The sequence below is a fragment of the Actinoplanes sp. GCM10030250 genome, from assembly GCF_042666575.1.
In the GTDB taxonomy this organism is placed as follows: Bacteria; Actinomycetota; Actinomycetes; order Mycobacteriales; family Micromonosporaceae; genus Actinoplanes.
This window is the reverse complement of record NZ_JBHTDO010000002.1, coordinates 271,255-283,791: the sequence shown is the minus strand read 5'-3', so window position 1 is coordinate 283,791 and position 12,537 is coordinate 271,255. Positions and strand designations below refer to the sequence as shown.

Genomic DNA, 12,537 nt, shown 5'->3' with positions numbered 1-12,537 from the left:
CGCGCTGCTGCTCGCGGGCGGCCGCGTGCTGCTTTCGCGATCTTGTGGCTTTCCCGCGCCCCGTTGGGCCGGAACTCCACAAGATCGCGGGTGGGCCGGGGGTGCGGGCGGGAGGAAGTGCTGGAGGCCTCTCAGAAGCGGCGGAGGCCGTCGGTCAGGAAGGCGGCGACGGCGTCCGGGGAGTCGAGGGTGAGGTCGGCGGCGCTGGAGACCTCGGCGCCGGTCTCCGGGTTCGCGACGGCGACGGCCATGCCGAAGAAGTCCGGGTCGACGGCTTCGCGGGCGCGCAGGGCGTCGAAGGCCTTGATGTCGGACATGTCGTCACCGAAATACCACGCGCAGCCGGAGTTGCGGACGCTCTCGGTGATGACCATGCCCTTGTCCTGGTCGACCGGCGGCTTGAGCTCGGCGACCATGCGGCCGCGCTGGATGCGCAACCCGTGTGCCTCGGCCTGCTCGTGGGCCCAGCGCTCGACGGTCTGGGCCAGCTCGGGGGCCACCCGGTAGTGCAGGGCGACGGAGAGCCGCTTGTATTCGACGAGGATCTCGCCGGGGAGCTCGGTGCGGGCCTGCTCGGCCAGTTTCGCCATGGCGGGCACGAACTCCAGGGCGGCCGGCTCGGTGACGACCTCGCCGTCGTGCCAAACCTCGAGCCCGTAGAGCCCGTAAAGGTCGACGTGCTCGAGGGTCTCGAAGCGTGACCGCAGGAAGCTGACCGGCCGGGCGGAGACGATCGCCACCCGGGAGACGACGGAGGCCAGCCGCTCCAGCACGCCCGGCACGCCGGGGACGGGCTGGGAGGCGTCGGGGTCGTCGGTCACGGGGGACAGGACGCCGTCGAAGTCGAAGAAGAAGGTGGTCGCAGATGCGCGCTCGGCGGTGAACGACCACGCCTCGTCGGTGCTCAGCGGGTGTGTCGGACGTGTCATCTCTGCCACGCCAGCCAGACTACCCGCGGATGCTCACCTTTTAAGCGTCCGATTTCGGTTGCGTCGAGCGTCACCCTCACGTGCCCGAATTTGCGCTCTACCGCAGGACGCTGTTGACCGCTAGCGTCTGAGTCATGGCACGGGGTCATCCCGAGCCAGCCGGTCGGCCCGGACCTGCGACAACTTCGCCACGGGGACCGCAATCCGACTCCGTGCAGATGGCCGGCGGCCGGAGGTGGCGGACCGCGGGCGGACCGGGTTGCACGCCCGCTGGAGCAGGCCTGTGACATCTCGCCGTACCGATGCCGGGGTCGACACGAACCCGGCCGAAAAAGCCTCCAGCAGCCGTGCCACGACCGGGCGCCGTAAGGCCCGGGACCGGCACGCCGACGCGGAACCCGCCCCGGCCGGCCGGGTCTTCGTCCTGGACACATCGGTCCTGCTGTCCGACCCGGCGGCGTTCCGCCGGTTCACCGACCATGAGGTGGTCGTCCCGCTCGTGGTCATCTCCGAGCTGGAGGGCAAACGTCACCACCCTGAACTCGGCTGGTTCGCGCGGCAGGCGCTGCGCATGCTGGACGAGCTGCGCATCAAGCACGGGCGGCTGGACCAGCCGGTGCTCTGCAACGACGAGGGCGGCTCGCTGCGGGTCGAGCTGAACCATGCCGACCAGAGTGTGCTGCCGCAGGGCTTTCGCAACGACTCGAACGACACCCGGATCCTGTCGGTGGCGCTCGGGCTGGCCGCGGAGGGCCGCGACGTCACGCTGGTCAGCAAGGACATGCCGCTGCGGGTCAAGGCGGCCTCGGTCGGCCTCACCGCCGACGAGTACCGGCACGGTCAGGCCAGCGACCCCACCTGGACCGGCATGGCCGACCTGCAGCTCACCGAGGAGCAGGTGGGCTCGCTCTACTCCGGTGACGAGCTGGAGCTGGACGAGGCCGACGCGCTGCCGGTGCACACCGGCCTGGTGATCCACTCGCCGCGGGGCTCCGCGCTGGGCCGGGTGAACCCGGACAAGACCGTCAAGCTGGTCCGCGGCGACCGGGACGCGTTCGGCCTGCGGGGCCGCTCCGCCGAGCAGCGGGTCGCCCTGGACATCCTGCTCGACGAGTCGGTCGGGATCGTCTCGCTGGGCGGCCGGGCCGGTACCGGCAAGTCGGCGCTGGCGCTGTGCGCGGGGCTCGAGGCGACGATGGAGCGCAACCGCCACAAGAAGGTCATCGTCTTCCGCCCGCTCTACGCGGTCGGTGGCCAGGAACTCGGCTACCTGCCCGGCAGCGAGTCGGAGAAGATGTCGCCCTGGGCCCAGGCGGTCTTCGACACCCTCGGCGCCGTGGTCCACGCGAACGTGGTCGAGGAGGTGCTGGCCCGCGGCATGCTCGAGGTGCTGCCGCTGACCCACATCCGCGGCCGGAGCCTGCACGACGCCTTCGTGATCGTCGACGAGGCCCAGTCGCTGGAACGCAACGTGTTGCTGACCGTACTGTCCCGCATCGGCCAGGGCTCGCGGGTGGTGCTCACCCACGACGTGGCACAGCGTGACAATCTGCGGGTCGGCCGGCACGACGGTGTGACGGCGGTGATCGAGGCGCTGAAGGGGCACCCGATCTTCGCCCACGTGACGCTCACCCGTTCGGAACGGTCCCCGATCGCCGAGGTGGTCACCGACCTGCTGGAGGAGATCCCCCTATGAGATGACGCCAGCGCGGTGTTTTGCACCGAAATGGTGCACAAAAAGTGGTGACTAAAGTCACAACACCGCGCTGGCATTTCACATCCACTTCACGTTGCGCCATGGTGTTCGGCGAGCGCCATCGAGTGGCTACCCCGTCGAAGACCGGCGTCAGCCACCCTCTCGCAGGTGCGGGAAGGCGGCCGAAGGGTCGCGGTGCTCGCGGCGCGGTCCACCGAGAGTAACGGTGGGAACGCGCCGCGTCATTGCCCCCGACGAAGGGAATCTTCGTGAAGCGGCTCTGGAGCCGGCTCGGAGTTCGTGCGGCATCCGTCACCCTCCTCCTGGCCGGTCTGGTCGGTGGTGTCTACCTCGGTCAGAATCAGGACATCCAGGAGCAGAGCGCCCAGTCGCGGCTGGTGTTCCAGGCGGAAGCGGACGAGATTCAGCTGCTGAAGGCACGCGCTGCCGACCACGCCGCGGCCCGGGCCTACCGGAGCCAGGCGGAGGACGCCGCGGCGGCCAAGGCCGCCTCCGAGGCCAAGGTCGCCGCCGGTAAGGCGCGCACCCTGGAGAAGAAGGCGATCGCCGAGGAGAAGGCCGAGAAGCAGGCCGAGGCGGCGAAGAAGGCCGAGGAGTCCGGCGGCCCCGTGCCGTTCACCGGTGACATCCCCGCCTCCTGCGACGAGTACAGCGGCAGCCGCAAGGTCGGGTGCGCCGTGATGCTGGACAAGGGCTTCGGCCTCGACCAGTTCCCGTGCCTGGACAAGCTGTGGAAGAAGGAGAGTGGCTGGAACTACAAGGCCACCAACCGCAGCTCCGGGGCGTACGGGATCCCGCAGGCGCTGCCGGGCACCAAGATGGCCTCGGCCGGCTCGGACTGGAAGACCAACCCGGCCACCCAGATCAAGTGGGGCCTGGGCTACATCAAGGGCCGCTACAACACGCCCTGCGGCGCCTGGAGCCACTCCCAGAACGTCGGCTGGTACTGACCGAACTTTTGGGCTGGTACTGACCGGAGCTCTGGGCTGGTACTGACCAGAACTCGGGCTGGTACTGACGAAGCATGGGACGGGGCTGCGCGGCACGCCGCGCGGCCCCGTTTTGCTGTGATCAAATGTCTGCATGGTCCGAAATGCGGCTTCGGCAGTCCTGGCGGCCGGCCTCGTGACGCTGCTGGGAGCGGCGGCGAGCGCCCCGGCCCTGGCCGCCGCCCGCGACCGGCCGATCCGTGTAGCCCAAGCCGCAGCCGAGGACCGGCCGCTCCGTCCCGCTCATGCCGACGGCGAGGACCGGCCGCTCCGTCTCGCTCATGCCGACGGCGGGGACCGGCGGCTTCGTCCCGCTCATGCCGACGGCGGGGACCGGCAGATCCGGGAGGTGGTCGGCGGGAAGATCGCCGAGCCCGGCAGGTTCCCCTGGGTGGTGCGGCTCTCGATGGGCTGCGGCGGCACGCTGACCGCGCCGCGGGTGGTGCTCACCGCCGGCCACTGCGTCGGCGCGACCGGGAAGAACAACCGGATCGAGGTCACCGCCGGCACGCCCGACCTCGATGCGAAGACCGCCGTCACGGTGAAGTCCGTCGAGGTGATCCGCGCCTCCGGTTTCATCACCGAGACCCGCGGCGACGACTGGGCGGTGGTCAAGCTGGAACGTGCCCTGAACCTGCCCACGATCGACGTGGTCCCGGACGGCGGCGGTGATGACGGCACGTTCACCGTGATGGGCTGGGGGCAGACCCGGGAGACCGACCTCCAGCAGGAGCGCAGGCTGCACTACGCCAGCGTGCCGACCATCCCTGACGAGGACTGCGCAAAGGCGTACAAGAAAGCTGGTGTTGATTTGGTTCGTGATGAATCGATCTGTGCCGGTAAGCATGGTGTTGACACGTGCCAGGGTGATTCCGGCGGGCCGATGGTCCGGCGGGAGGCCGACGGTCGTTGGGTGCAGGTCGGCATCGTGAGCTGGGGGCTCGGCTGCGCGCGCGATGGCTATTTCGGTGTTTATACGCAGATCTCGAAGTTCCGGCCGGCGATCCGGGCCGCGATCCGCAAGCTGAGCGCGACGCCGGTGGCCTGAGGCCACCTTTCCGAGTGGCCGTGGGTGCATCGCCCTGCCACCATCGGTGCATGGGGTACGGGTGGACGGACGCGCGCGAGGACGAGGCGACGCGATTCGGTACGGAAGCGTTCTACTCGTCGCTCGGACGCGCGTTCGTGACCATGTGTGCCGTGGTCCCGGGCCTGTTCCTGGTGGAGGCCATCGACGTCGGCCTCGGTCAGGGCACGCTCGACGTGGCCGGCGGCATCATCCCGCACCGTATCGAGGGCCTGGACGGTGTGCTGTTCAGCCCGTTCCTGCACTCCGGGTGGGATCATCTCTACGGCAACGCGGTGCCACTGATCCTGCTGGGCACGTTCGTGCTGGCCGGCGGCGCGAAACGGTTCATCTGGTCGACTTTCCTGATCATGATGGTGACCGGGATCGGCGTCTGGTTCGTCGGCGATCCGAGCAGTGTCGTGGTCGGCGCCAGCGGCGTGATCTTCGGCTATCTGGGGGTGCTGATCACGCGCGGCGTGGTGGAGCGCAGCTGGTGGAACTTCGGGGTCGCGGCGTTCATCGGCCTGCTGTACTGGTACCAGCTCTACGGCATCCTGCCCACCGACCCCGGGGTTTCCTGGCAGGGGCATCTGCTCGGCCTGGTCGGCGGGGTGCTGGCCGCGGTCATCTTCCGGCGGCGGCGGCCCAAGCCGGCCTTCTGAAGAAAGACGATGCAGGCGTACGGGCGCCGGCCTCCCTCGGCTTCCTGACCGCGTCCGGCGTGCTCGCTGTGGAATGCCTGACCCCTCAGCCTTTGGTTCTGCCCGGCGGCCCGTCAGCAGACCGCCGGGCGTTCCTTCAGAGCAGCGGGTCGCCGATCGGCACCGTCGGGAGGTGCCCGTCGAAGTCGACCGCTGAGTAGAGGGCCAGCTTCTCCAGCCGGTGGTACGAGTCGATCACCCGGATCGTGCCGCTCTTCGACCGCATCACGATCGACTGGGTGTGCGCCCCTCCGGCCCGGTAGCGGACGCCCTTGAGCAGGTCACCCGAGGTCACCCCGGTGGCCACGAAGAAACAGTTGTCGCCGGTGACCAGGTCGTCCGTGGTGAGCACCCGGTCCAGATCGTGCCCGCCGGCGATCGCCTTCTCCCGCTCCGAGTCGTCCAGCGGCCACAGCTTCGCCTGGATCATGCCGCCCAGGCATTTCAGCGCGCAGGCCGCGGTGATGCCCTCCGGTGTGCCGCCGACGCCCATCAGCACGTCGACGTCGGACTCGAGGCGGGCCGCCGAGATGGCTCCGGCGATGTCACCGTCCGAGATGAACTTGATGTTCGCGCCGGCCTGCCGCACCTCCTCGACCAGTTTGGTGTGCCGGGGCCGGTCGAGGATGCACACCGTCACGTCGGAGACGCTCGACCTCTTCGCCTTCGCGATGCGGCGCAGGTTCTCCTTCACGCCGGCGTCGATGTCGATCACGTCCGCGCAGTCCGGCCCGACAGCGATCTTGTCCATGTAGAACACCGCGCTCGGGTCGAACATGGCACCGCGCTCGGCGACCGCGAGCACCGCCACCGCGCCCGGCATGCCCTTGCTCATCAGCGTCGTCCCGTCGACCGGGTCGACCGCCACGTCCACCTCGGGGCCGGTGCCGTCACCGACCTGCTCCCCGTTGAAGAGCATCGGGGCCTCGTCCTTCTCGCCCTCGCCGATGACGACGACCCCACGCATCTGGATGGAGTTGATGAGCTTGCGCATGGCGTCGACGGCCGCGCCGTCACCGCCGTTCTTGTCACCACGGCCGACCCAGCGGCCGGCCGCCATCGCGGCGGCTTCGGTCACGCGAACCAGGTCGAGGGCGATGTTGCGGTCGAGGTCCTGCGGGACTCGGGCGGGCACGGCGGCCTCCTCGCGACGTTGCGGGGCTGTCAGGTCCTCTGATCCTGGCATTGGAGGACGTGCCAAGTCTCGGTTCAGCGACATGGTTAACAATGGGCTGGTGGATCCCGCATCGCCCTCGCAACCCACCACCGCCCCGGAGCCGGCCGCCACTTCGGCGTCGGCCGGCAGCTCGGCGTCGGCCGGCAGCTCGGAGCCGACTACCGGCTCTGCGCCGGCCACCAGTCCCGAGCCGGCCGTCACCGAGGCGCCGGCCGCCGGTGAAGCTCCGCCCACCGGTCAGGAACAGGCGAACCCCCGGCTCGAGTCGAGGGAGGCCCGGCGTCCACGTGACATGGTCCTCTCCCTCCTGGCCCTGCTCGTCCCGATCGCGCTGCTGCTGACCTTCTACCGGGTCGTCCTCAACGGCGACGCCCCGATCACGGTCGACCCGGTCCCGGCGATCCAGCAGGCGTCCAAGGAGTTCACCGTCGCCCGGCCCACCGGGCTCAGCGACGACTGGCACGTGGCGTCGGCCAACTTCCGGCGCGAGGACGCCGGGGCCACCCTGCGGATGGGGTACGTCGACCCGGACGACGACCCGATCATGCTGGTGCAGAGCACGGTGCCGTCCGCCACCCTGGTGCCCGACGAGGTCGGCAAGGAGGGCGAGCGAGCCGGCACGTTCCGCGACGACGCCCGAACCTGGATGGTCTACACCGGGCGGCCGGGCGAGACCGCGCTGATCGCCGCCGAGCAGAACCGCACGATCATCATCCTCGGCCGCACCGACCAGAAGAACCTGGAAACCCTCGCCGGCTCCCTGTCCTGACCCGCGTCTCGCGGGACGCGCTGATCACGGAACGGGCGCTGATCACGGGACGGGCGCTGATCACGGGACGGGCGCTGACCGGTCCGGCGAGCGCTAATCGCGGGCGGCCCGCGCCGACTCGATCCGCTCCCGGGCACCATCCAGCCACCGCTGACAGACATCGGCCAGCTTCTCACCGCGCTCCCACAGCGCCAGCGACTCCTCCAAGCTGCCCCCACCCTGCTCCAACCGCTCCACCACCGAGGCCAGCTCGGTGCGGGCCTGCTCATAACTCAGGTTCTCGTCGCTCATCAACTCTCCCGTACAGCTGCGTGAAGCTCGCCCTCGGCGAGCCGGATCCGAAGAAGGTCGTCCGCGGCCACCTCGGCCGCGTTTCTGACCACGTGGCCGTCAGCGCGTTGCACGATCGCGTAGCCACGCTGCATCGTCGCCGCGGGTGACAGCGCGCGCAGCCGGGCGACGGTGTGCCGCAGGTCGTCGTCGGCGCGGCGCAGCCGGTGGTCGAGGTTGCGCCCGGCCCGGTCCCGCAGCGCGGTCACCTCGGTGGCCCGCTGGTCGAGGAGCGACTCCGGCCGGGCCAGCACCGGCCGCGACCGCCACGCCTCGATCCGGTGGGTTTCCCGGTCGATCAGGCCGAGCACCGCCCGGTCGAGGCGGGATCGGGCGTGCTCGATGAGGCGCCGCTCGTCGGCCAGGTCAGGCACGATCCGCTTGGCCGCGTCGGTGGGTGTCGACGCTCTCAGGTCGGCGACGTAGTCGAGCAGCGGCGCGTCGGTCTCGTGGCCGATCGCGCTGACCACCGGTGTCCGGGCCGCGAACACCGCCCGGCACAGCGCCTCGTCGGAGAAGGGGAGCAGGTCCTCGACGCTGCCACCGCCCCGCGCGATCACGATCACGTCGATCGAGTCGTCGTTGTCCAGCACCTTGAGCGCGTCGATGATCTGCGGGACCGCGGTCGGACCCTGCACCGGCACGTTGACCACCCGGAAGTCGACGGACGGCCAGCGGCGACGGGTGTTCATCAGCACGTCGCGCTCGGCGGCGCTGGCCCGCCCGGTGATCAGGCCGATCCGGCCGGGCAGGAACGGCAGCCGGCGCTTGCGCTCGCGGGCGAACAGGCCCTCGGCGCCGAGGAGCTTCTTCAGCTTCTCCAGCCGGGCCAGCAGCTCACCGAGCCCGACCTGGCGGATCTCGTCGGCGCGCAGGCTCAGCGTGCCCCGCGCGGGATAGAACTCCGGCTTGGCGTGCAGCGTCACCCGGGCACCCTCGGCCAGCTCGGGGGCGCCGGCGTCGAGCACGTCGCGGTGCGCGGTCACGGTGAGGCTGAGGTCGGCGGACGGGTCGCGCAGCGTCAGGAAGACCACGCCGGAACCGGGCCGCCGGCTGATCTGGGCCACCTGGCCGTCGACCCACACCCAGCCCAGCTTGGAGATCCAGGCGCCGACCTTCTGACTGACCACGCGAACCGGCCAGGGCTCGTCGGCGCTGCTCTTCTCTGGCTGAGTCACCCGGCCAGATTACGTAAGCCCACCGACATTCTCGCCGCTGCGATCCGGGGTGGCGCTCACGGCTTGCGGTTCGGCGTGGCCGGCGAACCCGCTCAGGTCCACCGGCGTACGCCGCTCCGGCAGCCGCCGCTCGGCCACACCGACCACGGTCAGCAGCAGCAGCCCGGCACAGCCCCAGAAGATCAGGTTGATGACCAGGTGTTGGGCAGAGCCGTGCGGATAGGGCCGTCCGGAAGCCGTCCCGGCCACCACGACCACGCCGGCGACGAGCCATCCGGCCCGGCCCGGCTTCAGCCGCTGCCTGGTGAGCAGCACCAGCCCACCGCACAGCAGCACCACGTGGAACACCAGATAGCGCGGGGTCAGCCCGCCGTCGAGCTCGACGGCCAGGTTCAGTATCCCGATGCCGGTGAAGAACCAGCCGATCATCACCCGTAGCACCGCGGGGATCGAGGGCCACAGGCCGGCGCCGCGCGCGTCCTCGCCCCTCATTCCTTAAGTATCCCGCCTTATCCGGTCGTTTCAGGGCGAATTGCCCAAGTAGGGTGCGCGCTGCCGTCGGATCTCACTCCACCATCCGCGCGTCGCGCTCCTTCCCACCGGACAACCCCAGCTTCGGTACGCCCGGACGACAGTTCCCGACCCTCGGTGCGGCGTTGTGGCGCTGATCGCAGGACGGCGGGCAGCGGAGCGGGCCACGTACCATTACGGCGTGACTGAACCTCGTAAGCGGGTGTTGCTCGCCAAGCCGCGTGGCTACTGCGCCGGTGTCGACCGCGCCGTGCAGACCGTCGAGGAGGCGCTGAAGCTCTACGGCGCCCCGGTCTACGTGCGCAAGCAGATCGTGCACAACAAGCACGTGGTGAGCACCCTCGAAGCGCGCGGCGCGATCTTCGTCGAGGAGAACTACGAGGTGCCCGAGGGCTCGACAGTGGTCTTCTCCGCGCACGGGGTGGCCCCCGAGGTGCACGACCAGGCCCGCGAGCGCAACCTCAAGGCGATCGACGCGACCTGCCCGCTGGTGACGAAGGTGCACCACGAGGCCAAGCGGTTCGCCGCCGACGACTACGACATCCTGCTGATCGGTCACGAGGGCCACGAGGAGGTCATCGGCACCGCCGGTGAGGCTCCCGCCCACATCCAGCTCGTCGACGGCCCCGACGACGTGGAGAACGTCGTCGTCCGCGACCCGTCCAAGGTCGTCTGGCTGTCGCAGACCACGCTCTCGGTCGACGAGACGATGGAGACCGTGGCCCGGCTCAAGACCCGGCTGCCGCTGCTGCAGTCGCCGCCCAGCGACGACATCTGCTACGCGACCTCCAACCGCCAGCACGTGATCAAGGAGATCGCCCCGGAGTGCGACGTGGTCATCGTCGTCGGTTCCACCAACTCGTCCAATTCGGTGCGGCTGGTCGAGGTCGCCCTCGGCGCCGGCGCGAGGGCCGGCCACCTGGTCGACTACGCGAGCGAGATCCAGGACGAGTGGCTGGCGGGTGCCACCACGGTCGGCGTCTCCTCCGGCGCGAGCGTCCCCGACGACCTGGTCATGGAGGTGCTCGCGCACCTCGCCGACCGCGGCTTCGGCGAGGTCACGGAGTTCACCACGGCCGAGGAACGGCTCACCTTCTCCCTGCCGCAGGAGCTGCGCAGGGACATGAAGGCAGCCGCGGCAGCGCGGGCGGTCAGCTGAATTCGGGCGCCTGCGGCTGCCGGGGAGTCAACTCCACCTGTACGGGTGGGAGCAGATCCTCATCCGATACTCCCATCTCGGCCAGCTTGCGGGCGCTCACCAGCACCCGCGACTCCAGCGAACCCACCGCCCGGTTGTAGGCGGTGACCGCCCCCGCCAGCGACGTACCCAGCTTGTCCACATGGTCGCCCAGCGTGGACAGCCGCCCGTACAGCTCGCGGGCCAGCCCGTGCACGGCCGCGGCATTACGGGTCAGCGCCTCCTGCCGCCACGAGTAGGCGACCGTCCGCAGCATCGCGATCAGCGTCGCCGGGGTGGCCAGCACCAGGTTGCGGCGGAACGCGTACTCCATCAGCGTCGGATCACGCTGCAGTGCCGCGTCCAGGAACGGGTCGGCCGGCACGAACAGCACGACGAAGTCCGGCGTGGAGTCGAACGCCGTCCAGTACCGCTTGCCGGAGAGCGCGTCCACATGCGCCCTCAGATGCCGCGCGTGCTGGTCCAGGCAGGCGTCACGCTCCCGCTCGTCACGGGCCTCCATCGCCGACAGATAGGCCTCCAGCGGCGCCTTCGCGTCCACCACGACCATCCGGCCGCCGTGCAGTTTCACCACCAGGTCCGGGCGTACCCCCTGATCGTCGGTCGTCGCAGTGACCTGCTCGGCGAAGTCGCAATGCTCCAGCAGGCCGGCCGCCTCCACGATCCGCCGCAGCTGGTGCTCACCCCAGCGGCCCCGCACCTGCGGGGTACGCAGCGCGGCCACCAGCTGCTTGGTCTCCGTCCGCAACTCACCGGAGACCACACCCATGGCCCGTACCTGCTCCCGCAGCTCCGCGTACGCGTCAACCCGGTCGTGCTCGAGCTGCCCGACCCGGTCCTCGTACCGCCGCAGCGTCTCGTGCAACGGCGCCACCGCCCGGGCGACCGCCTCCTGCGACTGCGCGGTCGCCTCATAGGACAGTGCCCGAAGCGACTGCTCAAGACGCTGCTCACCGTCGCGCGCGGCCGTCACTGTCGCCTCCAGCCGCGCTATGTCGGTGGCCGCGCGAGCCCGCGCGGCCAGCCAGCCCAGAGCGGCTCCGGCCGCCAGACAGACGAGAATCACACCCAGTGTCGAGAAGGTCACCACCGCAGATTGCCAGAAAGGTCGGACGTGACCTGCGGGGGTACCGTGGAAACATGAAGAGCGTGTTGCTGATCCTGGCCATCGTGGCAGTGGTCATGCTCGTGATCGCCGCGACACAACGCAGTGGCCAGGCCCGCCGGCAGACCCAGCTGGAGGACGCCCGGGCCGAGGCACAGCGCTGGTATGAACGGCTCGGCGGCCAGGTGATGAACCTGAGCTCCGAGGACCCGGCGGCCCGGCAGGCCCTCGCCGACGCGGGCGAGCGCTACAACGCCGCCGGCGGCCAGCTTCAGCAGGCCAACACGGTCCGCCAGTTCGAACTGGCCCGCGAGTCGGCGCTGGAGGGCCTCACCTACGTGCGGGCCGCCCGCACCGCGATGGGCCTCGACCCCGGCCCCGACCTGCCCCAGCTCACCGGTTCCGCGGGCACCGGCCACCTCACCCAGGAGCGTGAGGTCACGGTCGAGGGCCACGCCTACAAGGCGGGACCCCGCCCAGGTGCCGACACGCCCTACTACTACCCGGGCGGCCGGGTCCAGGGCCGCCCCGTTCCGGCCGGCTGGTACTCGACCCCGGTCTGGAAGACAGCCCTGGGCGCGGGCGCCGGCGTGCTCGGCGGAATGCTCATCTTCGACGCCCTCTTCTCACCCGGCTTCGGCGACTTCGGCTACGACAACGACATGGGCGGCGGCGACATGGGCGGCGACATGGGCGGCGGCGACATGGGCGACACGGGCGGCGACTTCGCCGGCGGCGACTGGGGCGGCGGCGACTTCGGCGGCGACTTCTAACGCCACCCAGCGCCGCCGTTCACCGCCGCGGCTCGCCGTTCAGCGCTGCTCGCTGCTCGCTGCTCGCCGCT

13 protein-coding genes are annotated in these 12,537 nt (G+C 70.3%); 7 read left to right on the top strand and 6 right to left on the bottom strand.

Annotation, left to right across the window (positions count from 1 at the left end; all coding sequences use genetic code 11):
• Nucleotides 1-131: 131 nt before the first annotated feature.
• Nucleotides 132-929, bottom strand: a complete 798-nt coding sequence (otsB, locus tag ACFQV6_RS04480; protein ID WP_378026016.1) for a trehalose-phosphatase — start codon at nucleotides 927-929, stop codon at nucleotides 132-134.
• Between the two features lie 283 nt (nucleotides 930-1,212).
• On the opposite strand from otsB, the gene ACFQV6_RS04475 reads away from it, so the two are divergent.
• From ACFQV6_RS04475 to ACFQV6_RS04460, 4 genes are all read left to right on the top strand, one after another.
• Nucleotides 1,213-2,625: a PhoH family protein gene (locus tag ACFQV6_RS04475; RefSeq protein WP_378026015.1), complete on the top strand. Its 1,413-nt coding sequence runs from the start codon at nucleotides 1,213-1,215 to the stop codon at nucleotides 2,623-2,625.
• A gap of 269 nt (nucleotides 2,626-2,894) precedes the next feature.
• Nucleotides 2,895-3,596 carry a transglycosylase SLT domain-containing protein gene (locus ACFQV6_RS04470; RefSeq protein ID WP_378026014.1) on the top strand — a complete coding sequence of 234 codons (702 nt, stop codon included), beginning with the start codon at nucleotides 2,895-2,897 and terminating at the stop codon, nucleotides 3,594-3,596.
• A 133-nt stretch (nucleotides 3,597-3,729) separates the two neighbouring features.
• Nucleotides 3,730-4,683 carry a S1 family serine peptidase gene (locus ACFQV6_RS04465; RefSeq protein WP_378026013.1) on the top strand — a complete coding sequence of 318 codons (954 nt, stop codon included), beginning with the start codon at nucleotides 3,730-3,732 and terminating at the stop codon, nucleotides 4,681-4,683.
• 50 nt (nucleotides 4,684-4,733) lie between these two features.
• Nucleotides 4,734-5,366 carry a rhomboid family intramembrane serine protease gene (locus tag ACFQV6_RS04460; RefSeq protein ID WP_378026012.1) on the top strand — a complete coding sequence of 211 codons (633 nt, stop codon included), beginning with the start codon at nucleotides 4,734-4,736 and terminating at the stop codon, nucleotides 5,364-5,366.
• A 136-nt stretch (nucleotides 5,367-5,502) separates the two neighbouring features.
• Here the strand turns inward: ACFQV6_RS04460 and glpX are convergent, their stop codons facing one another.
• The gene (gene glpX / locus ACFQV6_RS04455) at nucleotides 5,503-6,591 is read right to left on the bottom strand and encodes a class II fructose-bisphosphatase (RefSeq protein ID WP_378026011.1); all 1,089 of its coding nucleotides are present in this window, start codon (nucleotides 6,589-6,591) and stop codon (nucleotides 5,503-5,505) included.
• A gap of 49 nt (nucleotides 6,592-6,640) precedes the next feature.
• Between glpX and ACFQV6_RS04450 the strand changes: the two genes are divergently transcribed.
• A complete protein-coding gene (locus ACFQV6_RS04450) occupies nucleotides 6,641-7,351 on the top strand; it encodes a DUF4245 family protein (protein WP_378026010.1) in 711 nt (236 codons plus the stop codon).
• Between the two features lie 93 nt (nucleotides 7,352-7,444).
• Here the strand turns inward: ACFQV6_RS04450 and ACFQV6_RS04445 are convergent, their stop codons facing one another.
• Genes ACFQV6_RS04445 through ACFQV6_RS04435 form a run of 3 tightly spaced genes read right to left on the bottom strand, consistent with a single transcriptional unit; the run spans nucleotide 7,445 to nucleotide 9,351 of the window.
• Entirely contained in the window at nucleotides 7,445-7,642 is a 198-nt protein-coding gene (locus ACFQV6_RS04445) for an exodeoxyribonuclease VII small subunit (RefSeq protein ID WP_378026009.1), read from the bottom strand.
• Nucleotides 7,642-8,859 (bottom strand): exodeoxyribonuclease VII large subunit, encoded by a 1,218-nt coding sequence (xseA, locus tag ACFQV6_RS04440; RefSeq protein WP_378026008.1) that lies wholly within the window; start codon nucleotides 8,857-8,859, stop codon nucleotides 7,642-7,644. Before xseA ends, ACFQV6_RS04445 begins: the two co-directional genes overlap by 1 nt.
• 9 nt (nucleotides 8,860-8,868) lie before the next feature.
• Nucleotides 8,869-9,351 (bottom strand): hypothetical protein, encoded by a 483-nt coding sequence (locus ACFQV6_RS04435; protein WP_378026007.1) that lies wholly within the window; start codon nucleotides 9,349-9,351, stop codon nucleotides 8,869-8,871.
• 220 nt (nucleotides 9,352-9,571) lie between these two features.
• On the opposite strand from ACFQV6_RS04435, the gene ACFQV6_RS04430 reads away from it, so the two are divergent.
• The gene (locus tag ACFQV6_RS04430; protein ID WP_378026006.1) at nucleotides 9,572-10,549 is read left to right on the top strand and encodes a 4-hydroxy-3-methylbut-2-enyl diphosphate reductase; all 978 of its coding nucleotides are present in this window, start codon (nucleotides 9,572-9,574) and stop codon (nucleotides 10,547-10,549) included.
• On the opposite strand, the gene ACFQV6_RS04425 is transcribed toward ACFQV6_RS04430, so the two are convergent.
• On the bottom strand, nucleotides 10,542-11,675 hold the full coding sequence (locus ACFQV6_RS04425) for a DNA recombination protein RmuC (protein ID WP_378026005.1): 1,134 nt from the start codon (nucleotides 11,673-11,675) through the stop codon (nucleotides 10,542-10,544). The two genes, ACFQV6_RS04430 and ACFQV6_RS04425, sit on opposite strands and share 8 nt — an antisense overlap.
• Nucleotides 11,676-11,728: 53 nt before the next feature.
• Between ACFQV6_RS04425 and ACFQV6_RS04420 the strand changes: the two genes are divergently transcribed.
• Nucleotides 11,729-12,466 carry a hypothetical protein gene (locus ACFQV6_RS04420; RefSeq protein ID WP_378026004.1) on the top strand — a complete coding sequence of 246 codons (738 nt, stop codon included), beginning with the start codon at nucleotides 11,729-11,731 and terminating at the stop codon, nucleotides 12,464-12,466.
• Nucleotides 12,467-12,537 lie beyond the last annotated feature (71 nt).

Coding starts and splice junctions, on each gene's coding strand:
- ACFQV6_RS04460 (WP_378026012.1), top strand. CDS start 4,734: ATGGGGTACGGGTGGACGGACGCGCGCGAGGACGAGGCGACGCGATTC.
- ACFQV6_RS04435 (WP_378026007.1), bottom strand. CDS start 9,351: ATGAGGGGCGAGGACGCGCGCGGCGCCGGCCTGTGGCCCTCGATCCCC.
- ACFQV6_RS04445 (WP_378026009.1), bottom strand. CDS start 7,642: ATGAGCGACGAGAACCTGAGTTATGAGCAGGCCCGCACCGAGCTGGCC.
- otsB (WP_378026016.1), bottom strand. CDS start 929: ATGACACGTCCGACACACCCGCTGAGCACCGACGAGGCGTGGTCGTTC.
- ACFQV6_RS04420 (WP_378026004.1), top strand. CDS start 11,729: ATGAAGAGCGTGTTGCTGATCCTGGCCATCGTGGCAGTGGTCATGCTC.
- glpX (WP_378026011.1), bottom strand. CDS start 6,591: ATGCCAGGATCAGAGGACCTGACAGCCCCGCAACGTCGCGAGGAGGCC.
- ACFQV6_RS04465 (WP_378026013.1), top strand. CDS start 3,730: ATGGTCCGAAATGCGGCTTCGGCAGTCCTGGCGGCCGGCCTCGTGACG.